Genomic DNA, 25036 nt, shown 5'->3' with positions numbered 1-25036 from the left:
GCTGACGTGTCAGCGTGTCTGAGGGAGGCTCTTAAGCTGAAAACTGGATTCAGATTAAAACTATTCAGTGCTGGGGCTGGCACCGAAAGTCAGTTGGACTGCTTTCAATCCCACGCCTAAAGCGCCTTGGTCCAGAAATGGTCCAGCAACCATAAAATCGCAGGCAATAAAAAACCCCCAAGGACACATGGTTCCTTGGGGGTTTCTCGGTATTTTGGTGCCCAGAGACGGAATCGAACCGCCGACACGGGGATTTTCAATCCCCTGCTCTACCGACTGAGCTATCTGGGCAACGGGGCGCATTAGAAGCCTTTTTCGATAATCCGTCAAACACTTTTTTGAAAAATATTTAATTATTACCGTCGCTTACAGACCAAACCCTTTAAAACCGGGGTTTATTCGCTTGGCGGAACGTAGCCTTCTGCTTTTGCGTATTCCTCGCCGCTGAAGAACTTGTCCATCTCGCCTTGCAGGTATTTGCGGTCTTCGGCGTTCATCATGTTCAAACGCTTTTCGTTGATCAGCAGGGTTTGGTGTTTTTGCCAGTCGGCCCAGGCCTTGGCCGAGACGTGGTCGAATATGTCCTGACCTTTGGCGCCCGGAAAGGGCGCGCGTTCCAGCGCGGGCAGTTCTTCTTTGTACTTGCGGCACATGATGGTGCGGGTCATGACGACTCTCCTGCGTTCAATAGGTCGGCTGCGTGCTTGAGCAGTTTTTTCACCGGGGCCGCTAGGCCCAGGCGCGGCGGGGTGGCGAGGTTATACCAGAGCCAGTCAGCCTCGGCCACGTGATGGCCGGACTCCTTGACGTGGATCAGCCAGGGTTCGATGGCCAGCTGGAAGTGGCTGAACGTGTGGGTCAGGCCGGGCATGGGCTGTTGCGTGCCCACCGTGAGCGCGTGTTGCAGCGCCAGGTGTTCGATGTCCTTGAGGTCGTCGAGTTCTGGCAGGCTCCACAAACCGCCCCACAGCCCCGTCGACGGGCGGCGATAGAGCAAGATCGCGCCCTCGCCATTGGCCAGCATCGGCATCAAGGTGCGTTTGAGCGGCACGGCTTTGCGCGGTTTGGGGATCGGGTAGCGGGTTTCAAGGCCCAGCATGTGCGCCTGGCAGCCGGTTTCAAGGGGGCACAGCAGGCAGCTCGGCTTGGTGCGCGTGCAGAGTGTCGCGCCCATGTCCATCATCGCCTGGGTGTAGGCGTTGACGCGGTCGTGGGGGGTGAAGCGTTCGGCGGTGGCCCACAGCTGTTTGGCCACTTTGGGCTCGCCCGGATACCCCTCTTGCGCGGTGTAGCGGGCCAGCACGCGTTTGACGTTGCCGTCCAGGATCGGGGCGCGCAGGCCCATGCTGATGCTGGCAATCGCCCCTGCGGTGGACAGCCCGATGCCGGGCAGCTCCACCAGTTTTTCGACGTCCCGGGGGAATTCGCCGCCGTATTGCTCGACGACGATCTTGGCGGTTTTTTGCAGGTTGCGGGCCCGGGTGTAGTAACCCAGCCCCGTCCACAGGTGCAGCACTTCGTCTTCGGGGGCGGCGGCCAGCGCCTGGACCGTCGGCAATGACGCCATGAACCGGTCGAAGTAGTTCAGCACGGTGCTGACCTGGGTTTGCTGCAACATGATTTCCGAGACCCACACCCGGTAAGGGGTGATGCCCTGTTGCCAGGGCAGGTCGTGGCGGCCGTGGCGATCGAACCATTCAAGCACCACGGTTGCGAACTGCTCGTCTCTCATCGCTTGAACAGCCCCTTGAGGGCCTCTTTGAGTTCCGGGCTGACTTTGTCACCGAGTTTCTCTTCAAGCTTCTCGCTGATTTTGTTGCCCGCCACTTTGGCCGCGACTTTGCCCAGGCCTTCCTTGTCCAGACGGCAGGCCTTGGCGCCCAGCTCCAGCGGGCCACGGCAGCGCAAGGGCAGCTCGACCCCGACGAAGTTTTTACCGACCTGACACGCCGGGTCAGGCATGGCGCTCTTGTCGCCTTCCACGGTGATGCCGATGCGGTAATCCATGCCCAGAACGCGCAGGTCGATGTCGCCATCGCCTTTGACGCTCATGCCGGGGATGCTCACGATCAAGTCAGGGTTGCTGGCCACGCCGTTGTGGAAGACCAGGCTGCCTTTGAGCGCCTTGAAGGGCGTGTCTTTGCCGCGGGGCGCGCCGCTCAGGGTTTTGCGATTGAGGGTGGCGATGCCCTGGCACAGTTGCTGTTCAAGGTTGGCGTTGAGCAGCACACCGTCGTTGAGCACGAAATTGGCGGTGCCGTTGAGGCTTTCAATCAGCGCATTCTGGCTGTTGCCGCTGCCAGTGACGTTGCTGTCGAGGGTCAGCAGGCCATTGATTGGCGGTTTTTGCCCCTGGCTCTGCAGGATTTTTTCCACGGGTACGTTGTTGATCCGGGTTTGCAGGTTCACCAGCGGCAGCATCGGCCGCACATCCAGGCTGCCGCTGGCGGCAAAGTGACCTTTGTACAGATCGCCACGCAGGGTTTCGAGGGTCAGCAGGCCGCCCTGGCTGTTGGCTTTGAGGGCTGCGTTCTGGATCGGCAGTTTGCTGATGGTCAGTTGACCGAAGCTGATGTCGGCGGTCAGGTCCAGCGCCTTGAGGCGAGTGACCGGAATCAGCTTGGCGGTGCTCCAGCCACTTTTGGTCGGTGCAGCGGGCAAGGGCGTGTCGCCCGAAGCGGCCAGTGCGCCAGCCTCGCTCGATTGCACTTCGGCCTGGCGTGCGGCGGTGGCGCTGGTGGCTTCTGCGGTTTTGGGTGGCAGGTAGCGATCAGCGTCAAACGTGTCGCCTTTGAGCTGGATGCGCAGGGCCTGTTTGGCGAAGTCTTCGACGGCGATGCGGCCGCTAAAGGTGCTGTCGTCCACTTTCAGGTTCAGCTCATCGAAGGTCACGCTGGTGGGCGTGCCGGACAGGCGGCTGACCATTTCGACTTTGCTCAGGCTGCCCGGCGCCATGGGCGGCAACGGGTGGCCGATGCTGTCGAGGAACTTGGCCAGGTCAAGCTGGGCAATCGACAGGCCGCCGCTGATCTGCGCGGTGGTGTCCAGGCTGTGGGCTTTTAGCTCACCCAGCGCGCGCAGCTGGTTGGCGGAAACCTTCAAACTGCTCCATTCGGCGACGTTCGCAGCCAGATCGACCAGTATTTGCCCTTGCGCGGCGTAGGTGACGGTTTTGCCTTGCAGCGGTTCGCCCGACGCTTCGCCAGTGATTCTCATGTCTTCGAACTGGTAGCGCTTGAGGACGCGGTCAAAGCGCAGTTTGCCGTCGACTTCGGTCTTGACGCGCATAACAGGCTGGTTGGTGCCCAGAAACGCGGTCAATTTGACCGGGGTGCTGGTGGCCTCGTGAATCGGGCCGGTGCTCAGCTGGATGCTTTCTGCGCTGAACTGCTTGCCGTTTTGTTCGTCGTTGTACTCAACCCGCGCGTTGTTCACGGTCAGGCTGTCGATGTCGAGTTTGATCGGCTGGCTGGCGGTGTCGGGTTTGGCGCTCGACGCGGGCGCTGCCGGTTGAGCCGGTGTTTCAGTGCTGGCGGTGGCCGGTGCGGGCTGGCCGATGTCTTGCCAGTTGCCATGGCCGGCTTTGTCGCGGGTCAGGCGCAGGTTCAGGCCTTCAACGCGCACGTCGCTCATTTGCACTTCTTTGCGCAGCAGCGGCAGCACGCGAACGGACAGGCCAATCATTTGCAGGTCAGCGAACGGTTTGTTCGGCGCGGCGAGGGTAGCCACGCTGGCGTCGTGCAATTCAAGGCCGAGCCAGGGGAAGAGGCTCCAGCCAATGTCGCCATTGAGAGTCAGCTCAATGTGGGCTTTGTCACGGGCTATCTGGCGGATCTCGTCTTTGTAGTCATTGGGATCAAACAAATGGCTCAAGGCAAAGCCCAGAGCCACGATGATCAGCAACAATCCGAGAAGCACCAGACCCAGGATTTTGCCGAACGCTTTCATGGGCGGATCCTTGTAAGTCTGTGTGAAGGTCAGTTTTAAATTTAGCCGCAGAGTATAGCGCCACGCGTCAGCCGCCTGTGACCCGATGCGACTTGAGTCGAAGCCGTTGGGGTTAAAGCGGTGAAGTGCGGTTTAGACCGCTGATCAGTTTTGAGTCTGAAAAATAAGATCAGTTTTGACGCAAAAGACCGCATCAGTTTGATCTTTCTCCTACGACCAAATGGTAATCTCCGCCTGTTTTTCGGGCCTTCTGCGGCGCATTGTCGCGCCTCGAACTTACGCCAATAACAAGACTGTGCGCTCAAGGGCGCCAAAGTCAGGGCATGAGCGTGTCTGGAGAACCTTCTATTTCATGGGGGAAACATCAATGAGCACCAGCATTGCTGCGGGCAGCCTTGCCTCACAGCCGGCGTTCCTGTCCAAAGAACGCATCATCGCAACACCCGGTTTTAATCGTTGGCTGGTTCCACCTGCCGCGCTGGCCATCCATTTGTGCATTGGCATGGCTTATGGCTTTTCTGTGTTCTGGCTGCCGCTGTCCAAGGCGTTGGGGGTTACCGCGCCGGTGGCGTGTGCGCCGGACATGGGTTTCATTGCGCAGGTGTTCTCGTCGCAATGCGACTGGCCGATCTCGATGCTCGGCTGGATCTACACCTTGTTCTTTATCTTTCTGGGGTGTTCGGCCGCGGTCTGGGGTGGCTGGCTTGAGCATGCCGGGCCGCGCAAGGCCGGCGTAGTGTCGGCGCTGTGCTGGTGTGGCGGTTTGCTGATTTCGGCGCTGGGCATTTATACCCATCAGATCTGGTTGATGTGGCTGGGCTCGGGGGTGATTGGCGGTATCGGGCTGGGGCTGGGGTACATCTCGCCGGTCTCGACCCTGATCAAGTGGTTCCCGGACAAGCGCGGCATGGCCACGGGCATGGCCATCATGGGTTTTGGCGGCGGTGCCATGGTGGGCGCGCCTCTGGCGGCGGCATTGATGGGCCACTTTGCGACCCCGGACAGCGTGGGCGTGTGGCAGAGCTTTGTGGTCATGGCGGCGATTTATTTCGTGTTCATGATCGGTGGCGCGCTGGCCTACCGGGTGCCGCCTACCGGCTGGAAGCCTGAAGGCTGGACGCCACCGGCGAAAAAAGCCGCGAACGCGATGATTACCCAGCGTCACGTTCACGTCAGCGTGGCCTGGAAAACCCCGCAGTTTGCGCTGGTGTGGCTGGTGCTGTGCCTGAATGTTTCGGCGGGTATCGGCATTCTGGGCATGGCCTCGCCGTTGTTGCAGGAAGTCTTTGCCGGCAAGTTGTTGGGCAATGAGCTGTCGTTCAGCCAACTGGATGCGGCGCAACTGGCGCAGATCGCGGCAATTGCGGCGGGCTTCACCGGGCTGTTGAGTCTGTTCAACATCGGCGGGCGCTTTTTCTGGGCCTCGTTCTCCGATTACCTGGGGCGCAAAAACACCTATTTCGTGTTCTTTGCCTTGGGTTTTGCGCTGTACGCGCTGGTGCCCAACCTGGGGCATCTGGGCAATGTGTCGCTGTTCGTGGCGGCGTTTTGCATCATCCTGTCGATGTACGGCGGTGGTTTTGCCACGGTTCCGGCTTACCTGGCGGACCTGTTCGGCACGCAGATGGTGGGGGCGATCCATGGTCGTCTGCTGACAGCCTGGGCAGCTGCGGGCGTGCTGGGGCCGGTGCTGGTCAACTACTTGCGTGAATACCAGTTGAGCATCGGCGTGGAACGCGCCGCGGCGTATGACATCACGTTGTACATTCTGGCGGGCTTGCTGGTGCTGGGCTTTATCTGCAACTTGCTGGTGCGCCCGGTGGACGACAAGTACTTCATGACCGATGCACAACTGGCGGCTGAGCAGGCGCTGGGGCACGACAAAGGCGCTGACGCCACGACGTCGCTGGAGTGGAAAGCCGCGCCGGGCAGCTTGCCGTTGACCGTGGCCGCCTGGCTGGTGGTGGGGATTCCGCTGCTGTGGGGCGTGTGGGTCACCGTGCAGAAGACGGCGGTGCTGTTTCAATAACACCGTCGGGCGCCGCCGCAAGGGTGGCGCCCCTCTCGCGGCCTCGGGCAACCGCTGTGCCTGAGGCGCGAACCCCCTCTCTGTCAGACTTATCCCCTTGCGTGTTTCTGTTTGCCGGACCCGTGCCTATAATGGCCACCTTTTTCGCCCAATGATTTTGCGGAGCTGGTGATGGCCGAACGTAAGGCGTCAGTCGAGCGCGATACTCTGGAAACCCAGATCAAAGCCTCGATCAACTTGGATGGTACCGGTAAGGCCCGATTCGATATCGGTGTGCCTTTTCTTGAGCACATGCTCGACCAGATCGCCCGACATGGGCTGATCGACCTGGACATCGAGTGCAAAGGCGACCTGCATATCGACGATCACCATACCGTCGAAGACGTCGGCATTACCCTCGGTAAAGCCTTCAGCCAGGCGGTTGGCGACAAAAAAGGCATGACCCGCTACGGCCACGCCTATGTCCCGCTGGATGAAGCGCTGTCGCGTGTGGTCATCGACTTTTCCGGCCGTCCGGGCCTGCAAATGCATATTCCCTATACCCGCGCCACCGTGGGCGGCTTTGACGTTGACCTGTTTCAGGAGTTCTTTCAGGGCTTCGTGAACCACGCCAACGTGACGCTGCACATCGACAACCTGCGCGGCACCAATACGCACCACCAGATCGAAACCGTGTTCAAGGCGTTCGGCCGCGCGCTGCGCATGGCGATTACGCTCGATGAGCGCATGGCCGGGCAAATGCCTTCTACCAAGGGCGTGCTCTGATGCAGACAGTGGCGGTCATCGATTACGGCATGGGTAACCTGCACTCGGTCGCCAAGGCGCTGGAACACGTCGGCGCCGGTCGCGTGCTGATTACCAGCGATGCGGACGTGATCCGTGAAGCCGACCGTGTGGTGTTTCCCGGTGTGGGCGCGATTCGCGACTGCATGGCGGAAATCCGTCGCCTGGGTTTCGACGCGCTGGTGCGCGAAGTCAGTCAGGACCGTCCGTTCCTCGGCATTTGCGTCGGCATGCAAGCCTTGCTCGACAGCAGTGAAGAGAACGGCGGGGTCGACTGCATTGGCCTGTTCCCCGGTCAGGTGAAGTTTTTTGGCAAAGACCTGCACGAAAACGGCGAGCACCTCAAAGTGCCGCACATGGGCTGGAACGAAGTGCAACAGAAGGTCGATCACCCTCTGTGGCACAGCATCCCGGACCTGGCGCGCTTCTACTTTGTTCACAGCTACTACATCGCAGCGGGCAACCCCCGGCAGGTAGTGGGTGGCGGGCATTACGGCGTCGATTTTGCCGCCGCGCTGGCTGAAGGCTCGCGCTTCGCGGTGCAATTCCACCCCGAAAAAAGCCATACCCACGGCTTGCAGTTGCTGGAAAACTTCGTGGCCTGGGACGGCCGCTGGTAATGGCGCGCAAGCCAAAGCCGCCGATTCTCACGCTCACCCCCGAGCAAGAGAACGAAGCCAACAGCAAGATCAAACGCTTTATGGAAGACCGTTTCGAACTGAACCTCGGTTCGTTCGAGGCGGCTGAAATCCTTGAGCTGTTCACCCGCGAAATCGCGCCGCATTACTACAATCGCGCGATTTTCGATGTGCAGGCGCACCTCAAAGAGAGGTTCGAGAGCATCGAAAGCGACCTGTGGGCGCTCGAAAAGAACTGATTTCCGAGTCGTTGACTCCCGAATTTAAAGGTTTGCCAGATGCTGATTATCCCCGCTATCGATCTTAAAGACGGTGCCTGTGTACGTCTGCGCCAGGGCCGCATGGAAGATTCCACGGTGTTCTCCGATGACCCGGTGAGCATGGCCGCCAAATGGGTAGACGGCGGTTGCCGCCGCTTGCACCTGGTCGACTTGAACGGCGCGTTTGAAGGCCAGCCGGTCAATGGCGACGTGGTCACGGCCATTGCCAAGCGTTATCCGCATTTGCCGATCCAGATCGGCGGCGGAATCCGCTCGCTGGAAACCATCGAGCACTACGTCAAGGCGGGCGTGAGCTACGTGATTCTGGGCACCAAAGCGGTGAAGAACCCTGAGTTCGTGGCTGAGGCCTGCCGTGCCTTCCCCGGCAAGATCATCGTGGGCATGGACGCTAAAGACGGCTTTGTGGCCACTGATGGCTGGGCAGAAGTCAGCAGCGTGCAAGTGATCGATCTGGCCAAGCGTTTTGAAGCAGACGGCGTGTCGGCCATTGTTTATACCGACATCGCCAAAGACGGCATGATGCAGGGTTGCAACGTGAGCTACACCGCTGCGCTGGCGGCCGCGACCACCATCCCTGTGATCGCCTCGGGCGGCATCCACAACCTGGGCGATATCAAGGCCCTGATGGACGCCAAGGCGCCGGGCATCGTGGGTGCCATCACCGGTCGTGCAATCTATGAAGGCACGCTGGATGTGGCCGAGGCCCAAGCCTTCTGCGACAGCTACAAGGCCTGAGGAGAACGTCATGGCGTTAGCCAAACGCATCATCCCTTGCCTGGACGTGGATAACGGCCGGGTCGTAAAGGGCGTCAAGTTCGAGAACATCCGCGATGCGGGCGATCCGGTCGAAATCGCCCGTCGCTACGATGAGCAGGGTGCCGACGAAATTACGTTCCTCGACATCACCGCCAGCGTCGATGGTCGCGACACCACGCTGCACACCGTTGAGCGCATGGCCAGCCAGGTGTTCATCCCGCTGACCGTGGGCGGTGGCGTGCGCTGCATTCAGGACATCCGCAACCTGCTGAATGCGGGCGCAGACAAGGTCTCGATCAATACGGCTGCCGTGTTCAATCCTGAGTTTGTGGGCGAAGCCGCGCAGCATTTCGGTTCGCAGTGCATCGTGGTGGCGATTGACGCCAAGAAGGTGTCTTTGCCGGGCGAAACCCCGCGCTGGGAAATCTTCACCCACGGCGGGCGCAAGCCAACCGGGCTGGATGCCGTTGAGTGGGCGATGAAGATGGAAGGGTTGGGCGCGGGTGAAATCCTGCTCACCAGCATGGATCAGGACGGCATGAAAAGCGGTTTCGATCTGGGCGTGACCCGCGCCATCAGTGATGCACTGGGGATCCCGGTGATCGCCTCGGGCGGCGTCGGCAACCTTCAGCATTTGGCCGATGGGATCCTTGAAGGCCACGCCAGTGCTGTGTTGGCGGCGAGTATTTTCCACTTTGGCGAATACACCGTGCCCGAGGCCAAGGCCTACATGGCTGAGCGCGGGATCGTGGTGCGCTAACCCGAAAGGCTACTGGACAAGCATGGCGAGCCCACGGCACTCTTGGGCACGCCATGGATTCAGGTCGCCCGTATGTTGAAACGAATAGTGCCCGTTGTTGCCAGCGCCACTCTGTTGCTGGCCAGCGCCGTGTTTGCTGCGGATGTTCCACGAACGTCGCTGGTGTTGCTGACTGAGAATTTTCCGCCTTACAACATGGCGAAAAACGGCAAGAACTTCGCTCAAGACCAGAACCTCGAAGGCATCGCCGTCGATGTACTGCGCGCTACCTTTGCCCGTGCGGGCATTCCCTACAGCATGACCCTGCGGTTCCCTTGGGAGCGTATCTACAACCTTGCCCTGGAAAAACCCGGCTTTGGCGTGTTCGTCACCGCCCGTGTGCCGGAGCGCGAGGCGTTGTTCAAATGGGTCGGGCCCATCGGCCCGGATGACTGGGTGTTACTGGCCCGCGCCGACAGCCCGATCAGCCTGACTTCGCTGGAGCAGGCCCGGCCTTACCGGATCGGCGCCTACAAAGAAGACGTGATTGCGCTCGACCTTCAGAAAAAAGGCCTGAACCCCGTGATTGTATTGCGCGATCAGGACAACGCGAGAAGGCTGCAAGCGGGCAAGATCGACCTGTGGGCCACGGGCGATCCGGCCGGGCGTTTTCTGGCGCGACAAGTGGGCATTTCAGGGTTCAAGACGGTGTTGCGATTCCATCAGGCCGAACTGTATCTGGCGCTGAATAAAGAAGTGCCTGACGCCGTGGTTGCCAAATTGCAGAACGCGCTCGATGAACTGCGGGCCGAAGGCGTGGTTGAGAAAATCCGCGCGAAGTATTTGTAACTCACGCCCTGCCTGTCGTCGCCCTCTGGGCATGCAGCGGCGGCTTAACCCGCCACCCCCTCATCCCCGTAGCGACACGCGCCTTTAGCGGTAAACCCCGTCCTTGCCGTGCCCGGCCATGGCCTTGTTGCTGCGCACGCCGATCATTTGCCGAATATCAATCCAGTCGATGCCCTGGGCTTTGAGCTTGGGCAGTTCGCGCTCCAGTACCGCCAGTGTTTGCGGGTATGGGTGGCCGATCATCACCGCCGAGCCTTGCTTGCGGGCGAGTTTGATCGCGGTTTCAAGCTGCGTGGTAATGGCCTGCTCAGTGCGCACGTCGTCCAGAAAGACGTCCCGCGACACGCTCGCCAGGCCAATTTTTTGCGCCTCGGCGGCGGCGACCGTTTGCGCGCTGGTGCGGCTGTCGACAAAGAACTTGTGCCGACGCTGCAAGTCGCCCATCAACCACGCCATGGCCTGGGGTTGGGAGGTCATGCGGCTGCCCATGTGGTTATTGATGCCACTGGTGTAGGGCACGGCCTTGAACGCAGCGTTCAGGCGTTTTTCAAGTTCGTCGAGGGGCAAGTCGGGGTGCCATGCAAACGGGCCGGTGGCCGGGTCCATGGGCATGTGCAGGATGACGATCTTGCCCGCCTTGTAGGCTTCGCGGGCAAATTCGGCGGCGTGGGGCGTGTCGGGCATGATCGCCGTGGTGACCGGGCCGGGCAGGCCCAGCACGCGGCGGTCGCGTGGCAGGTTTTGCCCCAGGTCATCGATGATCAGGCTCAGGTAAGCCTTGTGCGCGGTGGCGGGATGACTGGCCGGCGCCGCGTGGGCGGCACCGGTCAGGCAGCAGAGCAGACTGAGGACGAGCGAAAAACGCATCTCAATTGCCGCGCGTAATGCTCAGCCCCTTGAGCAGGCTCAGCGCCTGGCTCAACTGGAAGTCGTCATCCTGTGGCATCGGCTTGGCTTTCACGCCAGAGCCGGTCGGCTTGTCCGCACCGCCGTTGCCATTGCCAAGGTGGCCTTGCAGGTCGGCTTCCTTGAAGTACTCGGTGTCTTGCTCGCGGGTGATTTTGGCGCGGTTGACTTCGATGTCCGGCACGATGCCCTGGGCCTGAATCGAGCGGCCGTTGGGCGTGAAATACAGCGCGGTGGTGATTTTCAGCGCACGGTCATTGTTCAGTGGCAGCACGGTTTGCACCGAGCCTTTGCCGAAGCTGGTGGTGCCCATGACCACGCCGCGTTTTTGGTCTTGCAGGGCACCTGCCACGATTTCCGAGGCCGAGGCGCTGCCGCCGTTGATCAGCACCACCAGCGGTACGTTTTCGCTGAGGTCCTTGCCGGTGGCCGAGAAACGCAGTTCGGAGTTGGCGATCCGCCCTTTGGTGTAGACGATCAGGCCCTTGGTGATGAAGTGATCCACCACTTCGACTGCCGATTGCAGCACGCCGCCGGGGTTGTTGCGCAGGTCGAGAATGATGCCCTTGAGCTTTTTGTTGCCATTGTCACGGCGCAACTTGGCGAGGGCTGCGGCGACTTCTTCGCCGGTCTTGACCTGGAACTGGGTGATGCGGATGTAGCCGTAGCCGTCTTCGAGCAATTGCGCTTTCACGCTTTTGACCTGGATGTTGGCGCGGGTGAGGGTCACGTCAAACGGCGTGCCGCCATCGCGTACCAGGGTCAGGGTGATTTTTTGCCCGACCTTGCCGCGCATCTTGTCCACGGCTTCGGTCATGGTCAGGCCGCGGGTCGGCTGGCCATTGATCTTGACGATAAAGTCGCCTGCCTGAATCCCGGCCTTGCTGGCAGGGGTGTCGTCGATGGGCGACACGATTTTGATATTGCCGTCTTCGGTGCCGACTTCGATGCCCAGCCCGCCGAATTCGCCGCTGGTGCTTTCTTGCAGCTCCGCGAAATCCTCAGGGCCCAGGTACGCAGAGTGCGGATCAAGGTTGCTGAGCATGCCTTTGATGGCGTTTTCGAGCAGGGTCTTGTCGTCCACCGGCTCAACGTACGCGGCTTTGATGCGGTCCATGACCTCGGCAAAGGTGCGCAGCTCATCCAGCGGCAGCGGGGCCTTGGCGCTGGCACTGGCGGCAGCGGCGGCGGGCTGGGCAGTCTGCCCGGCCGCCAGGGCCAGAGGCGAAGCAATCACCAGGGCGATTGTCAGGGCCAGCGAGTTGAGGCGGGACAAGTGCGGCATGTTGAGCGAACTCCTACGTATTAAAGGTGATGGGCTCATCCTTGAGCGCGGCACCATTGTGCGGGGTCGCTCGGGCGGCCCTGCTGACGAATAGCAAAATACAGCGCCGGCGTGGCCTGGCCACCGCTGTTACCCACGGTGGAAATCACTTCCCCGGCTTTTACGATGTCTCCGGCCGACTTGAGCAGCGTCTGGTTGTGGCCATACAAGCTCAAGTAGCCATTACCGTGGTCCAGGATGACCAACTGGCCCGCACCGCGCAGCCAGTCGGCAAACACCACGCGTCCGCCATGCACGGCGTGCACCTGAGTGCCCGCGCCTGCGCTGATCATCACGCCATCCCACTTGGTACGGGCATCATCGCCACGGCTTTCACCGAAACGCGCAAGCAATCGACCATCAACGGGCCACGGAAGTTTGCCGCGTGCCTGAGAAAAAGGTCCGCCATACGAAACCCCGGCGCTGGAGACCAGTGCGCCGGGTGTTGATTTGACGGGTTTACGCGGGGCGTCGGTCACAACCGATTCAGCCTCGCGCTGGCGTTTACGTTCGGCTTCTTGCTGGGCCAGCAAGGCTTTCTGGCGTGCGGCCTCGGCTTCGCGTGCCTGACGCGCCAGGGTTTCTTCGATGGTCTTGAGGACTTTAGCCAGATCTGCCTGATCCTGCTCGCGGGCCTGCAACTTCTGATCGCGGTCTTTGACGTCTTTGTTGAGCTTGGCCAGGACTTGCTGGCGCTCGGCTTTGACCTTGTCGAGTTCGGCGCGCTGGCTGTCGAGGTCGCTTTTTTGCGTCAACAATTGCGCCTGTTGCTGGTTGATGTCGGCTTCGACGTTGGCCAGTTGGCGCAGGGTCTCATTGAACCCTTTGAGCTGCTCCAGGCGGGCCTGGCTCAGGTAGTCGTAATAGGTCAGGGTGCGGGCGAATTTTTCGGGGTGTTGTTGGTTGAGCAGCATTTTCAGGTATTCCTGACGGCCGCCCTGATACGCGGCACGGGCCTGAATGGCGATCAGGCGTTGCTGTTCAACTTTTGCGCTGTTGAGTTTTTTTTTCTCACTATCAAGGCGCAGCAGCTCGCCTTCACTCTTTTTTAGTTCTTTTTGGAGCTCCTCTACCTGTTTTTCCAGCTTGCCGATGTCGGTCTCGGTGCTGCGCAGGTCTTTCTGCACGCCGGACTTTTCTTCCTGGAGTTTGCCGAGCAGTTTTTTCAGCTCGCCGATGTCCTGGCGGGTGGCTTCAAGCTGTTGTTGGGTTTGCGCACGCTCATCGGCAAAAGCCGGTTGCAGCATGCACGTGAGAGTCAGGGCTATAAGGGCGCGGAGCATGGGGCGGGCGACACCTGGGGAATGGGACGGCCTAGTATGCCCGCCCTCGTTAAGTATGAGAAATCCGTGAGATGAAATACCCGTAGTCGCTGCCGCAGGCTGTGAAGGGCGGTGCATACGCCAGTTTGCTTGAGCGTTGCACCGTCCTTGTGGGCAGCCTGTGCCAGCGTCACAGGTTTACATTAGTCGACCAGGATCGATTTGCCGGTCATTTCTGCTGGCTGTGGCAAGCCCAGCAACTTGAGCATGGTCGGTGCCACGTCGGCCAGGACGCCGCCCTCACGCACCTTGAGGTTGCGTTTGCCGACATAAATGAACGGCACCGGCTCGCAGGTGTGAGCCGTGTGCGCCTGGCCGGTGCACGCGTCGGACATCTGCTCGACGTTGCCGTGGTCGGCCGTAATCAGGGCTTCGCCGCCGACTTTTTCCAGCGCTTCGACAATCCGGCCCACGCAGGTGTCCAGGCATTCCACGGCTTTGACGGCGGCATCGAACACGCCGCTGTGGCCCACCATGTCGCCGTTGGCGTAGTTGACCACGATCACGTCGTAACGCTGGTGCTCAATGGCATCGACGATTTTGTCGGTGACTTCGGGCGCGCTCATTTCAGGCTGCAGGTCGTAGGTCGCGACTTTCGGTGAGGGCACCAGGATGCGTTCTTCGCCCGGGAATGGTTCTTCGCGGCCGCCTGAGAAGAAGAAGGTCACGTGGGCGTATTTTTCGGTTTCGGCAATGCGCAGCTGGGTTTTGCCGTTTTTCGCCAGGTAATCGCCCAGCACGTTTTCCAGGCTGCCCGGCGCGAATGCGCTCGGAGCCGGAATGCTGGCCGCGTATTGGGTCAGCATCACAAAGTCGGCCAGTTTTGGCTGACGGGCACGCGCAAACGCCGTGAAGTCGTCTTCGACGAACGCGCGGCTCAGCTCGCGGGCGCGGTCGGCGCGGAAGTTCATGAACACCACGGCATCGCCGTCTTCAACGGTGACCGGCTCGCCGAGGGTGGTGGCTTTGACGAATTCGTCGCTTTCGCCACGGGCATACGCCGCTTCCAGGCCTTCTTGGGCGGTGGCGGCGTTGAACTGGCCTTTGCCATCGACAATCAGGTTGTACGCTTGCTCGACGCGGTCCCAGCGGTTATCGCGGTCCATGGCGAAGTAGCGACCGATCAAGCTCGCAATGCGGCCCTTGCCGAGGTCTTTGAAGGCCTCGTCCAGCAACTCAATCGAAGAGGACGCGCTTTTGGGCGGGGTGTCACGGCCATCCAGGAACGCGTGCAGGTAGATTTTTTCGGCGCCGCGCTTGAACGCCAGTTCGGCCATGGCCACCAGGTGGTCCTGATGGCTATGCACGCCACCGTCGGACAGCAGGCCCATGATGTGCACGGCCTTGCCCTGGGCAACAGCCTTGTCGACCGCCGCGCAAAGGGTCGGGTTTTCGAAGAACTCGCCATCGCGGATCGATTTGGTGATACGGGTGAAGTCTTGATACACCACGCGGCCAGCGCCCAGGTTCATGTGGCCAACCTCGGAGTTGCCCATTTGCCCGTCCGGCAGGCCGACATCCATGCCTGAACCTGAGATCAGGCCGTTTGGCATGCTTGCGCAGAGACGATCGAGCACCGGTTTCTTGGCCGAATAAACGGCGTTGTATTCGTGGCTTTCACTGTGACCGAAGCCATCCAGGATGATCAGGACCAAAGGTTTAGGCGTGGTAGTCATAGATCCCACTCGTGGCTGGTTTAGAAGAAGGGTTGCAGAGGACGGGCAGTTTAAAGCGAAGTTCATGTGGCGTCACCGCCGGGCGGGGTTTGGCCGACCAAGGCGGCTGTGTATACTGGCCCACATTTTACGACCCTGGAACCTTCTGATGGTTGATCACCTGATTGCATTTGCCACTTCTCACTACCTGTTGGTGGGCGCGTTTGTCATCCTGCTGGCGTTGTTGATTGCCCACGAAATGAGCCGTGGCGGACGTAGCATCAGCACCGGCGAACTGACCGGCCTGGTCAACCGCGACGAGGGTGTGGTGATTGATATTCGCCCGGCCAAGGACTTCGCTGCCGGCCACATCGTGGGGGCGTTGAACATTCCGCAAGACAAGCTGATGGCGCGCATTGCCGAGCTCGACAAGCACAAGGGCAAGACCCTGATCCTGGTTGACGCTCAAGGCCAGCACTCCGGTTCCCATGCGCGTGAACTGTTGAAAGCCGGGTACAACGCAGCCAAGTTGTCCGGTGGCATCGCCAGCTGGCGCGCCGATAACCTGCCTGTGGTGAAGTAACCATGTCCAAGGTCACCGTGTATTCCAGCGACTATTGCCCCTACTGCATGCGGGCCAAGGCCCTGCTAGAAAAGAAAGGCGTCGCCTTTGAGGAAATCAAGGTCGATGGCAAGCCACAGGTGCGCGCCGACATGGCCCAGAAAGCAGGCCGTACCTCCGTGCCGCAAATCTGGATCGGTGACACGCACGTTGGCGGCTGCGATGACCTGTTTGCGCTTGAGCGTGCCGGTAAATTGGACGCGCTGCTGCACGTCTGACTCTCATTCTCTATAAGCCCCAAGATCAACAAGGATCTGTGATGACTGACCAACAGAACACCGCTGCGACTGAAGACGATACTTCCCCACAATTCTCGCTGCAGCGTATCTACGTGCGTGACCTGTCGTTCGAAGCGCCGAAAAGCCCGGCCATCTTCCGTCAGCAGTGGGAACCGACCGTTGCGCTGGATCTGAACACTCGTCAGAAGCCGCTGGAAGGTGATTTCTACGAAGTCGTGCTGACCTTGTCGGTCACGGTCAAAAACGCTGAAGAAGTGGCGTTCATTGCTGAAGTGCAACAGGCTGGCATCTTCCTGATCAAAAACCTTGATGCGGGCTCGATGAACCACACGCTCGGCGCGTTCTGCCCGAACATCCTGTTCCCTTATGCCCGTGAAACCCTGGACAGCCTGGTGACCCGTGGTTCGTTCCCGGCCCTGATGCTGTCGCCGGTGAACTTCGATGCCCTGTACGCGCAAGAGCTGCAGCGCATGCAGGAAGAAGGCACGCCGACTGTTCAATAAACAGCCGATGTGACAAAAAAAGCGCCGTAACGGCGCTTTTTTTATGGGGCTGGCCCTGTATTACTTGAAGCCCAACTGACGCCAGGCTTCATACACCGCGACGGCCACGGTGTTGGACAGGTTCAGGCTGCGGCAGCCTTCGCGCATCGGCAGGCGCAAGCGGTGCTCGCCGTCCAGTGCGTCGAGCACTTCAGGCGGCAGGCCACGGCTTTCAGGGCCGAAGATAAAGGCATCGCCCTCGGCAAACTGAACGTCGTGAAACGGCTTTGAGCCTTTGGTGGTGAAGGCGAACAGGCGCGGATGCCCCAGGCTTTCAAGGCAACTGGCCAGATCGGCATGGCGCTTGAGCGGCGCATACTCGTGGTAATCGAGCCCGGCGCGGCGCAGGCGCTTGTCGTCGAGCTCAAAGCCGATGGGCTCAATCAAATGCAGGTGGCAGCCGCTGTTGGCGCACAGCCTGATAATGTTGCCGGTATTCGGCGGAATTTCTGGTTGAAAAAGGATGACGTGAAACATGCACGGCTCCGAACGTAAAGATGGGCACGATTCTACTCCCGAAGAGGACCCGCGACCTAAACTCTGGCCGCGTGTTTTGGGTTCTTTGGCGATTGTCGGGTTAATGGTGGGCATGATGATTGGTCGGTTGACCACGCCCGAGCCGGTTCAATTGCAGCACGTAGAGGTGTTGCCGGGCGCCCTGGCGGTGTGGTTCAGCGATGAGCCCAAGCTGCATGGGGAGATGGTCGACGGCACGGTGGGTCTGTTGTTCGATGCCCAGGGCAAGGCGCAGAACGGTCAGTTCACGCTCAACGGTAAAGAGGTTAACTGGCGGGTGCGACGCACCGACGGTGGGTTGTTGCTGACGGTGGTGGCGGCCCGTGCGCTGCAGGGCGACTGGGTCGGTGCGCCGCAGGACGGGCGCTGGCGTTTGCAGGTCAATCTGCGTGAGCAATAAAAGAGGGAAGTCCGGCCTGCCTGTACCGGGTTCCCCAAACCGGGGTGCGCGTTGATGCACAGGGCATCAAGGTCGCGGGTGTAAAAGTGGGGAGTCCTGGCCTGCCTGTACCAGGGTCCCCTAAAGCGTTATCAGGGTTATTGCAGGGTGCGTGCCAGTTTTTGCAACGGGCTCACAAAAAAATGACCACAGACGCAAAAGCCCCGGATTCCGGGGCTTTTTTGTCAGGTCGCAGTTTATGACACGCAGTGAGCCTGAAACCCTTGAGTCAGAGCGGTGCACGCAAATGGTGCATGCTGCCAGCCAAGGGTGCGAGGCCGGTCTTACGGCGCGGTGAATCAGGTGTCGTCGCCGTCGTCCTCGTCGCCATCAATCTTCATTCCGAGTTCTTTGATCTTGCGGGTCAGGGTGTTGCGTCCCCAGCCCAGCAGCACGGCGGCGTCGCGACGGCGCCCGGCGGTGTGCTTGAGGGCGGTCTCGATCATAATGCGTTCAAACGTCGGCACAGCGCTGTCCAGCAAGTTGGACTGACCCCGGGCCAGCGCCTGATCGGCCCACTGGCGCAAGGCCTGCTCCCAGTTGGTGACGGGCGATGCGTCGTGCTGCAGGTTGAGCAGTTCGGGGGGCAGGTCGCTGATGTGGACTTCGCGGCCTGACGCCATCACGGTGATCCAGCGGCAAGTGTTCTCCAGCTGGCGCACGTTGCCGGGCCATGGCAGGTTTTTCAGGTATTGCTCGGTTTCGGCCTTGAGCAGCTTGGGCTCGACGGACAACTCTTGCGCCGCGCTGCTGAGAAAATGGCGGGCCAGGGTCGGGATGTCTTCGCGGCGGTCGGACAGGCGCGGGATGTGGATGCGGATGACGTTCAGGCGGTGGAACAAGTCTTCGCGGAACTTGCCCGCCTGCACCAGGGTTTCGAGGTTCTGGTGGGTGGCGGCGATGATGCGCACGTCGACCTTGACCGGTGTGTGCCCGCCGACACGGTAGAACTCGCCGTCGGCCAGCACCCGCAGCAGGCGGGTTTGCGTATCGGCCGGCATGTCACCGATTTCATCCAGAAACAGGGTGCCGCCGTCGGCTTGCTCAAAGCGCCCGCGGCGCAAGTTGGCTGCGCCGGTAAACGCGCCTTTTTCGTGGCCGAACAGCTCGGACTCCATCAGGTCTTTGGGGATGGCGGCCATGTTCAGCGCAATAAAGGGCGAGGCAGCACGCGGGCTGTGGCGGTGCAAGGCGTGGGCGACCAGCTCTTTGCCGGTGCCCGACTCGCCATTGATCAGTACGGTGATGTTGGAATGGCTCAAGCGGCCGATGGCGCGAAACACTTCTTGCATCGCTGGCGCTTCACCGATGATTTCAGGCGTTGGAGCCAGCGCAGGCGCCACAGACAAGCCTTGCTGCTCCTGCGCGTGCTGATTGGCGCGCTTGACCAGCGACACGGCTTCATCGACGTCAAATGGCTTGGGCAGGTACTCAAAGGCGCCGCCCTGATAGGACGCGACCGCGCTGTCCAGGTCCGAGTGCGCGGTCATGATAATCACGGGCAGGCGCGGGTGTTGCTCGCGGATCCTGGCCAGCAAATCCAGGCCGCTGGCACCCGGCATGCGGATATCGGAAATGATCACGTCCGGTTGCTGGCGAGCCAGGCGACTCATGACACCATCGGCGCTGTCGAAGCTTTGTGTGGTCATGCCTTCCTGTTGCAAGGCTTTTTCCAGGACCCAGCGGATTGAACGGTCGTCGTCGACGATCCACACGGTTTCACTTCGGCTCATGTCGATGCGGCTCCTTGTTCCAGTGGCAGAAAGATCGAGAAGAGCGTGTGGCCGGGGTGGCTTTCACACTCGATCAACCCCTGATGCTGACTGATGATGTTCTGGGTGATGGCCAGCCCGAGTCCGGTACCGTCCGGGCGGCCGCTGACCATCGGGAAGAAGAGGGTGTCTTGCAACTCGGCCGGGATGCCCGGCCCGTTGTCGATGATTTCGATTTTGGTGACCAGTCGATGGCGAATATGGCCAATGGTGAACTGGCGCATGGCGCGGGTGCGCAGGGTGATACGCCCCAGCCGCAGTTCGTTTTGGCCGCCGATGGCCTGCATCGCATTGCGCACGATATTGAGCACGGCCTGAATCATTTGCTCACGGTCGATCAGCAGGTCGGGCAGGCTGGGGTCGTAGTCGCGCACCAGGGTGATGCTGCCCTGGGTCTCGGCCTCGACCAGGTTGCAGACCCGTTCCAGGACTTCGTGCACATTGGTCATGGCCAGCAGCGGCAGCTTGTTGGAGCCCAGCATGCGGTCCACCAGGTTACGCAGGCGGTCGGCTTCTTCAATGATGACGTTGGTGTAGTCACGCAAGCCTTCGTCCGGTAACTGGCGAGCCAGTAGCTGGGCGGCCCCGCGGATACCGCCCAAGGGGTTCTTGATTTCGTGGGCCAGCCCGCGCACCAGCATTTTGCTGGTCTCTTGCTTGGACAGCTGGGCTTCTTCTTTGGTGATGCGCAGCAAGCGGTCACGCGGATGCACTTCGAGCAGTAGCAGCGTGGTGCCTGCGCTCAGGATCGGCGTAACGGCGTAGTCCACGGTCAGGGTTTGACCGGTGAGCGAGGTCAGCATGGCTTCACGCTTGGTGAACGGGTGTGCCTGTTCAACGGCCTGGCGCAATGAATGCAGGGCTTCGGTGGATTCGGTGAACAGTTCGCTGATGAATTGCCCATGACTGCGTTGACCGCTGATGGCCAGTAGCATCTCGGCTGCGGGGTTCATGTACTCAAGGCGCAAGTCGGCATTGAGCAGCAGGGTCGCTGTGGTCAGGTTGTCGAGTAGCAGTCGGTGCAAGGCATCACTGATGGTCATGGGCCGATCCCGGATTACGTGCGCGGGTTACACGCTGAGACGAGGAAAATGCAAAAACCAAACCAAGGCTCCGAAAAGAAGCGCGATTCGCCAGAAATAAGGCGTTACAGGTGGTTTATTGGGCGAAAACGAAGGCTTCACGCGGCGAGTCGAACCAAAGTGGACCGCAGGGCTTCAAAAAACGGTTATCTATGCACCAATATAGTGCAATTTTTGGTGAAAGCATTCAGTTCGCCTGCACAGGGTCGGCTCAGGGCGTGAAGAGCGCTAAATCAAGCGCGCGCGTTGCAGGTGAAATGTCGCGTCAGCACTGCGTTGCACCTCGGTGTTGCCGTGCAGAATGCGCGCGGCGAGGCGGTGTTCTCCCCGGTCAACGTTATCCAGCTTTATCTCGCGTGAGCGGCCGGGAACACCGTAGGGCGTGCCGTCCAGTACTAACTGGAGGCGGTGCCCCGCTCGAAGCGGCGGCTCGACCCGCACCTGAACGCTGAACGTCCCGTTGTTGGCCCTCAGGGCTTGACCTTCGGGCAGGCCGCTGACTTCCAGCACGGTGTACCTGAAGAGCACCGGCGGGCTTTCACGCTCGGGTAATAACGCCTGCGGATTGGTCTGCGGGTCTATTGCCCGTGCCGGGAGCCGATTGAGGGGTGTCAGCACCACCGGCGCGCTGAGCACATGGCGGCTGGGCGTGTCGGTGTAGTGGGGTGTGCCGCCCTCGTCGATGTATGTGTAAGGTTGCGCAGCACCGGGCACGGCGATCAGCCCAAGGGTCAGCAGCACAAAACTATGCATGGCGGGCTCAGTCGGGTTTGGAGAGCGGCAGGCCTGTGGCGCCCGCGTAAAAAACGATCAGTTCCACGGGCGTGTTGCCGCTGGTTCCGCGGTGAGGCACGTTCACCACCTCAGGCAGCACCTGACCGGGCTTGAGCCGGGTGTGTTTGCCGTCGCGGGTTTCTACGAGCAGTTCGCCGGAAATCAGATACGCCGCATTGGGCATTGGGTGGGTGTGCCAGTTGAGGGTGGTTTTGGCGGGAATGGTAATTTTCAACACGCTTAATTCTGGCCGCCCCTCGGGGTACGCCTCGTAGCGCGTCCCTTCCCAGGCGTGTGCGGTTTTAAGGAGCGGTTCGGTCTGTACGGCGGTTGAGGTCTGCGCACAGCCCGTCAGGCTCAGGCAGGCAGTGATGAACAGGGAGGAGGGGATAAGACGTGAGCGCACCATCAGCGAATCCTTGCGTGGTTTTAAAGCCGTGATTGAGTGGACTCACGCTACGCAGAACGGCGGGGACTGGCTGTCGGTCAGGAGAGATCTGCCGTGCAAGCCGGGGCTGGAATCGGTGTAAGAACGAGTAAAAAAAAACCTCCCGAAGGAGGTTTTTTATTCACGCGGCCAGCGCCGGTGTCACGGGATTAGCAGCTGTAGTACAGCTCGTATTCCAGTGGGTGTACGAAGGTGCGTACTTTGATTTCTTCTTCGCTTTTCAGGGCGATGTAAGCGTCGATGAAATCGTCGCTGAACACGCCGCCTTTGGTCAGGAACGCACGGCCCTTGTCCAGTTCTTCCAGCGCTTCTTTCAAGCTGCCGCACACCTGCGGGATTTCTTTCGCCTCTTCAGGCGGCAGGTCGTACAGGTTTTTGTCGGCGGCGTCGCCCGGGTGGATCTTGTTCTGGATACCGTCCAGACCCGCCATCATCAGTGCTGCGAAGCACAGGTATGGGTTGGCTGCCGGGTCCGGGAAACGGGCTTCGATACGGCGAGCCTTGGGGCTGGACACGTAAGGAATACGGATCGAGGCAGAACGGTTGCGTGCCGAGTAGGCCAGCATCACCGGCGCTTCGAAGCCTGGCACCAGACGCTTGTAGGAGTTGGTCGACGGGTTGGTGAAGCCGTTCAGGGCCTTACCGTGCTTGATGATGCCGCCGATGAAGTACAGAGCGGTGTCGGACAGACCGGCATAGCCTTCGCCAGCGAAGGTGTTCTTGCCTTCTTTGGAGATGGACATGTGCACGTGCATGCCTGAACCGTTGTCGCCGTACAGCGGCTTGGGCATGAAGGTCGCGGTGCGGCCGTAAGCGTCAGCCACGTTGTGTACGCAGTACTTCAGGGTCTGAACTTCGTCAGCCTTTTTCACCAGGGTGTTGAACTGCACGCCGATTTCGTTCTGGCCAGCCGTTGCCACTTCGTGGTGATGAACTTCGATGACCAGGCCCATTTCTTCCATGGCGTTGCACATGGAGGTACGGATTTCGTGGTCGTGGTCGAACGGTGGAACCGGGAAGTAGCCGCCCTTGATGCCTGGACGGTGGCCACGGTTGCCGCCTTCAACGTCCTGGTCGGACATCCACGAACCTTGTTCGGAGTAGATCTTGAACATGGAGCCGGAGATGTCGGACTTGAATTTCACTTCGTCGAAGATGAAGAACTCAGGCTCCGGACCAACGAATACGGTGTCGCCGATACCGGTGGACTTCAGGTATTCCTCGGCACGGTTGGCGATCGCACGCGGGTCGCGGTCATAGCCTTGCATGGTCGAAGGTTCGATGATGTCGCACACCAGGATCAGCGTTGGCTGCTCGGTGAACGGGTCCAGGACCGCTGTGCTGTCGTCTGGCAGCAGGATCATGTCGGAAGCTTCGATGCCTTTCCAGCCAGCGATGGAGGAGCCGTCGAACATCTTGCCGTCGGTGAAGAAGTTTTCATCGAGCGCATCACGGGCCGGCATGGTCACGTGGTGCTGAGTACCTTTGGTGTCCGTGAAGCGCAGATCAATCCACTTGACGTCATGATCTTTGATGAGTTGAACCGACTTCGACATATGTCCTCCGGGGTGGCTTCGGGCGGGTAAGTAGTGGTGCGCCCTTAGTAATGTGCTTGATGCCGGCGCGAATACTCTGCCAAGGCAACCTGCCTCACAAGGGAGCAAATTGCATGCCAGTGCCCTGACTTGGGTGTAATGCGCCAAACTCAGGCAGGTAAGCGGTGCAGCCTACCGATTCGTGCCTGTTATCGCACTCAAATGAAGCGAAAACCCGCCCTTTTGCTCTATTTTGGTGCGGCCAAAACCGTTTGTACGATAACTGGTTAAACCTTGAGCAATTTCCGCTATAATCCGCGCCCCCCTTTTTTGGCAGGCTGCTCGCGCGCTGTTTTCATGAAACTAATCGTTAAAGTCTTCCCCGAGATCACTATCAAGAGCCGCCCGGTTCGGATGCGTTTTGTCCGTCAATTGGCCAAAAACATCCGTACCGTGCTCCGCGATCTGGACCCGGCTGTGGTAGTGAGCGGTGTGTGGGACAACATCGAGCTGCAAACGCGTGTGAGCGACCCCAAAGCCCTGAAAGAGATGACCGAACGCCTGAGCTGCATGCCGGGCATCGCGCATTTTCTGCAGGTGGATGAGTACCCGTTGGGCGACTTCGACGACATCGTCGAGAAGTGCAAACTGCACTTCGGCGACTCGCTGGCCGGCAAGGTCTTTTCGGTGCGCTGCAAGCGCGCGGGCAAGCACCCGTTTTCCTCGATGGACGTCGAGAAATATGTGGGCAGCAAGCTGCGTCGTGAGTGCGGTGCGGCCGGAATCTCGCTGAAAAACCCGGAAATCGAAGTCCGGATCGAAATTCGCGACCAACGGTTGTTTGTGATTCACAACCAGCACGACAGCATTGGCGGCTACCCGCTGGGCGCGCTGGAACAGACGCTGGTGCTGATGTCCGGTGGTTTCGACTCTACCGTCGCGGCTTACCAGATCATGCGCCGCGGCCTGATGAGCCATTTTTGCTTCTTCAACCTCGGCGGCCGTGCCCATGAACTGGGCGTGATGGAAGTCGCGCACTATATATGGAAGAAGTACGGCAGCTCGCAGCGGGTGCTGTTTGTCAGCGTGCCGTTCGAAGAAGTGCTGGGCGAAATTCTCGGCAAAGTCGATAACAGTCATATGGGCGTCATTTTGAAGCGTATGATGTTGCGCGCTGCGTCCCGTATTGCGGACCGGCTCGATATCGACGCACTGGTGACGGGCGAGGCGATCTCGCAGGTGTCCAGCCAGACGCTGCCCAACCTGTCCGTGATCGACTGCGTGACCGACAAACTGGTCTTGCGCCCGCTGATCGCCAGCCACAAGCAGGACATCATCGATTTGGCGACTGAGATCGGCACTGCCGACTTCGCCAAACACATGCCTGAATATTGCGGGGTGATTTCGGTCAACCCCAAGACCCACGCCAAACGTCCGCGCGTGGAGTACGAAGAACAACAGTTTGATATGGCCGTGCTTGAGCGTGCGCTTGAGCGGGCCAAACTGGTGCCGATTGATCGGGTCATCGATGAATTGGGCCAGGACTTGCAAGTCGAAGAGGTCAGCGAAGTGCTGGCGGGCCAGATCGTCCTCGACATCCGTCACCCGGATGCCCAGGAAGATCAGCCGCTGGAACTGGCTGGCATCGAAGTACAAGCGTTGCCGTTCTATGCTCTGAACAGCCGCTTCAAGGAACTGGATGACACCCGTCAGTACCTGTTGTATTGCGACAAAGGCGTGATGAGTCGCCTGCATGCTCACCATTTGCTCAGTGAGGGACATGCCAATGTGCGCGTTTATCGACCGAGCTAAGAGCCCGGGGCTGTATGCCTGTGGC

General features: G+C 60.1%; 25 protein-coding genes and 1 tRNA gene. 12 read left to right on the top strand and 14 right to left on the bottom strand.

Annotated elements, in window-relative coordinates; genetic code table 11:
* Positions 1–215 precede the first annotated feature (215 nt).
* The 4 genes from IF654_RS21715 to IF654_RS21700 form a co-directional block, all read right to left on the bottom strand.
* Positions 216–291 (bottom strand) — tRNA-Phe (locus IF654_RS21715).
* Between the two features lie 104 nt (positions 292–395).
* On the bottom strand, positions 396–668 hold the full coding sequence (locus tag IF654_RS21710; protein WP_047272894.1) for an oxidative damage protection protein: 273 nt from the start codon (positions 666–668) through the stop codon (positions 396–398).
* Entirely contained in the window at positions 665–1732 is a 1068-nt protein-coding gene (gene mutY / locus IF654_RS21705) for an A/G-specific adenine glycosylase (RefSeq protein WP_047272895.1), read from the bottom strand. The genes IF654_RS21710 and mutY overlap by 4 nt, the downstream gene beginning before the upstream one ends.
* Positions 1729–3948 carry an AsmA family protein gene (locus tag IF654_RS21700; protein WP_194862077.1) on the bottom strand — a complete coding sequence of 740 codons (2220 nt, stop codon included), beginning with the start codon at positions 3946–3948 and terminating at the stop codon, positions 1729–1731. The genes mutY and IF654_RS21700 overlap by 4 nt, the downstream gene beginning before the upstream one ends.
* 367 nt (positions 3949–4315) lie before the next feature.
* Between IF654_RS21700 and IF654_RS21695 the strand changes: the two genes are divergently transcribed.
* From IF654_RS21695 to IF654_RS21665, 7 genes are all read left to right on the top strand, one after another.
* Positions 4316–5977 carry an OFA family MFS transporter gene (locus tag IF654_RS21695; RefSeq protein WP_047272897.1) on the top strand — a complete coding sequence of 554 codons (1662 nt, stop codon included), beginning with the start codon at positions 4316–4318 and terminating at the stop codon, positions 5975–5977.
* A gap of 171 nt (positions 5978–6148) precedes the next feature.
* Positions 6149–6742 (top strand): imidazoleglycerol-phosphate dehydratase HisB, encoded by a 594-nt coding sequence (hisB, locus tag IF654_RS21690; protein ID WP_047272898.1) that lies wholly within the window; start codon positions 6149–6151, stop codon positions 6740–6742.
* Positions 6742–7380 carry an imidazole glycerol phosphate synthase subunit HisH gene (hisH, locus tag IF654_RS21685; RefSeq protein ID WP_047272899.1) on the top strand — a complete coding sequence of 213 codons (639 nt, stop codon included), beginning with the start codon at positions 6742–6744 and terminating at the stop codon, positions 7378–7380. Before hisB ends, hisH begins: the two co-directional genes overlap by 1 nt.
* Complete coding sequence (locus tag IF654_RS21680; RefSeq protein ID WP_047281739.1) at positions 7380–7637, top strand: DUF2164 domain-containing protein; 258 nt, start codon at positions 7380–7382, stop codon at positions 7635–7637. Before hisH ends, IF654_RS21680 begins: the two co-directional genes overlap by 1 nt.
* 39 nt (positions 7638–7676) lie before the next feature.
* Positions 7677–8414, top strand: coding sequence for a 1-(5-phosphoribosyl)-5-[(5-phosphoribosylamino)methylideneamino]imidazole-4-carboxamide isomerase (hisA, locus tag IF654_RS21675; protein ID WP_047279760.1), 738 nt, complete (start codon positions 7677–7679; stop codon positions 8412–8414).
* 10 nt (positions 8415–8424) lie between these two features.
* Complete coding sequence (gene hisF / locus IF654_RS21670) at positions 8425–9195, top strand: imidazole glycerol phosphate synthase subunit HisF (RefSeq protein ID WP_003438568.1); 771 nt, start codon at positions 8425–8427, stop codon at positions 9193–9195.
* A gap of 72 nt (positions 9196–9267) precedes the next feature.
* Positions 9268–10023, top strand: a complete 756-nt coding sequence (locus IF654_RS21665; protein WP_047272902.1) for a substrate-binding periplasmic protein — start codon at positions 9268–9270, stop codon at positions 10021–10023.
* A gap of 84 nt (positions 10024–10107) precedes the next feature.
* Here the strand turns inward: IF654_RS21665 and IF654_RS21660 are convergent, their stop codons facing one another.
* The 4 genes from IF654_RS21660 to gpmI form a co-directional block, all read right to left on the bottom strand.
* A complete protein-coding gene (locus IF654_RS21660) occupies positions 10108–10890 on the bottom strand; it encodes a divergent polysaccharide deacetylase family protein (protein ID WP_047281912.1) in 783 nt (260 codons plus the stop codon).
* A gap of 1 nt (position 10891) precedes the next feature.
* The gene (locus IF654_RS21655) at positions 10892–12214 is read right to left on the bottom strand and encodes a S41 family peptidase (RefSeq protein WP_047272904.1); all 1323 of its coding nucleotides are present in this window, start codon (positions 12212–12214) and stop codon (positions 10892–10894) included.
* Between the two features lie 35 nt (positions 12215–12249).
* Complete coding sequence (locus IF654_RS21650; RefSeq protein ID WP_047272905.1) at positions 12250–13536, bottom strand: murein hydrolase activator EnvC family protein; 1287 nt, start codon at positions 13534–13536, stop codon at positions 12250–12252.
* Positions 13537–13718: 182 nt separating this feature from the next.
* Positions 13719–15251, bottom strand: coding sequence for a 2,3-bisphosphoglycerate-independent phosphoglycerate mutase (gene gpmI / locus IF654_RS21645; RefSeq protein ID WP_047281741.1), 1533 nt, complete (start codon positions 15249–15251; stop codon positions 13719–13721).
* A 148-nt stretch (positions 15252–15399) separates the two neighbouring features.
* Here gpmI and IF654_RS21640 point away from each other — a divergent pair, with 148 nt between their 5' ends.
* From IF654_RS21640 to secB, 3 genes are read left to right on the top strand one after another with little or no spacing between them, the layout of a single operon-like run.
* Positions 15400–15813 (top strand): rhodanese-like domain-containing protein, encoded by a 414-nt coding sequence (locus IF654_RS21640; protein WP_047272907.1) that lies wholly within the window; start codon positions 15400–15402, stop codon positions 15811–15813.
* A gap of 2 nt (positions 15814–15815) precedes the next feature.
* The gene (gene grxC / locus IF654_RS21635) at positions 15816–16070 is read left to right on the top strand and encodes a glutaredoxin 3 (RefSeq protein ID WP_047272908.1); all 255 of its coding nucleotides are present in this window, start codon (positions 15816–15818) and stop codon (positions 16068–16070) included.
* Positions 16071–16111: 41 nt separating this feature from the next.
* Positions 16112–16594, top strand: a complete 483-nt coding sequence (gene secB / locus IF654_RS21630; protein ID WP_047272909.1) for a protein-export chaperone SecB — start codon at positions 16112–16114, stop codon at positions 16592–16594.
* A gap of 60 nt (positions 16595–16654) precedes the next feature.
* Here the strand turns inward: secB and trmL are convergent, their stop codons facing one another.
* Entirely contained in the window at positions 16655–17110 is a 456-nt protein-coding gene (gene trmL / locus IF654_RS21625; RefSeq protein ID WP_019824836.1) for a tRNA (uridine(34)/cytosine(34)/5-carboxymethylaminomethyluridine(34)-2'-O)-methyltransferase TrmL, read from the bottom strand.
* Here trmL and IF654_RS21620 point away from each other — a divergent pair.
* Complete coding sequence (locus IF654_RS21620; protein ID WP_047272910.1) at positions 17109–17549, top strand: hypothetical protein; 441 nt, start codon at positions 17109–17111, stop codon at positions 17547–17549. The two genes, trmL and IF654_RS21620, sit on opposite strands and share 2 nt — an antisense overlap.
* 338 nt (positions 17550–17887) lie before the next feature.
* On the opposite strand, the gene ntrC is transcribed toward IF654_RS21620, so the two are convergent.
* From ntrC to glnA, 5 genes are all read right to left on the bottom strand, one after another.
* The gene (gene ntrC, locus IF654_RS21615) at positions 17888–19321 is read right to left on the bottom strand and encodes a nitrogen regulation protein NR(I) (protein WP_047281744.1); all 1434 of its coding nucleotides are present in this window, start codon (positions 19319–19321) and stop codon (positions 17888–17890) included.
* Entirely contained in the window at positions 19318–20403 is a 1086-nt protein-coding gene (gene glnL, locus IF654_RS21610) for a nitrogen regulation protein NR(II) (protein WP_047272912.1), read from the bottom strand. The genes ntrC and glnL overlap by 4 nt, the downstream gene beginning before the upstream one ends.
* Before the next feature lie 267 nt (positions 20404–20670).
* Positions 20671–21195, bottom strand: a complete 525-nt coding sequence (locus IF654_RS21605) for a DUF4124 domain-containing protein (protein WP_194862078.1) — start codon at positions 21193–21195, stop codon at positions 20671–20673.
* Positions 21196–21202: 7 nt separating this feature from the next.
* Positions 21203–21625 (bottom strand): cupin domain-containing protein, encoded by a 423-nt coding sequence (locus tag IF654_RS21600; RefSeq protein ID WP_186349983.1) that lies wholly within the window; start codon positions 21623–21625, stop codon positions 21203–21205.
* A 188-nt stretch (positions 21626–21813) separates the two neighbouring features.
* Entirely contained in the window at positions 21814–23220 is a 1407-nt protein-coding gene (gene glnA / locus IF654_RS21595) for a glutamate--ammonia ligase (protein ID WP_047272914.1), read from the bottom strand.
* A 336-nt stretch (positions 23221–23556) separates the two neighbouring features.
* Between glnA and thiI the strand changes: the two genes are divergently transcribed.
* Positions 23557–25011, top strand: coding sequence for a tRNA uracil 4-sulfurtransferase ThiI (gene thiI, locus IF654_RS21590; protein WP_047279755.1), 1455 nt, complete (start codon positions 23557–23559; stop codon positions 25009–25011).
* The last annotated feature ends 25 nt before the right edge of the window (positions 25012–25036 follow it).

The sequence above is a fragment of the Pseudomonas lundensis genome, from assembly GCF_015377145.2.
Taxonomy (GTDB): domain Bacteria; phylum Pseudomonadota; class Gammaproteobacteria; order Pseudomonadales; family Pseudomonadaceae; genus Aquipseudomonas; species Aquipseudomonas lundensis.
Note: the sequence above shows the minus strand (reverse complement) of the source record. Positions and strands in the feature narration are given on the sequence as shown.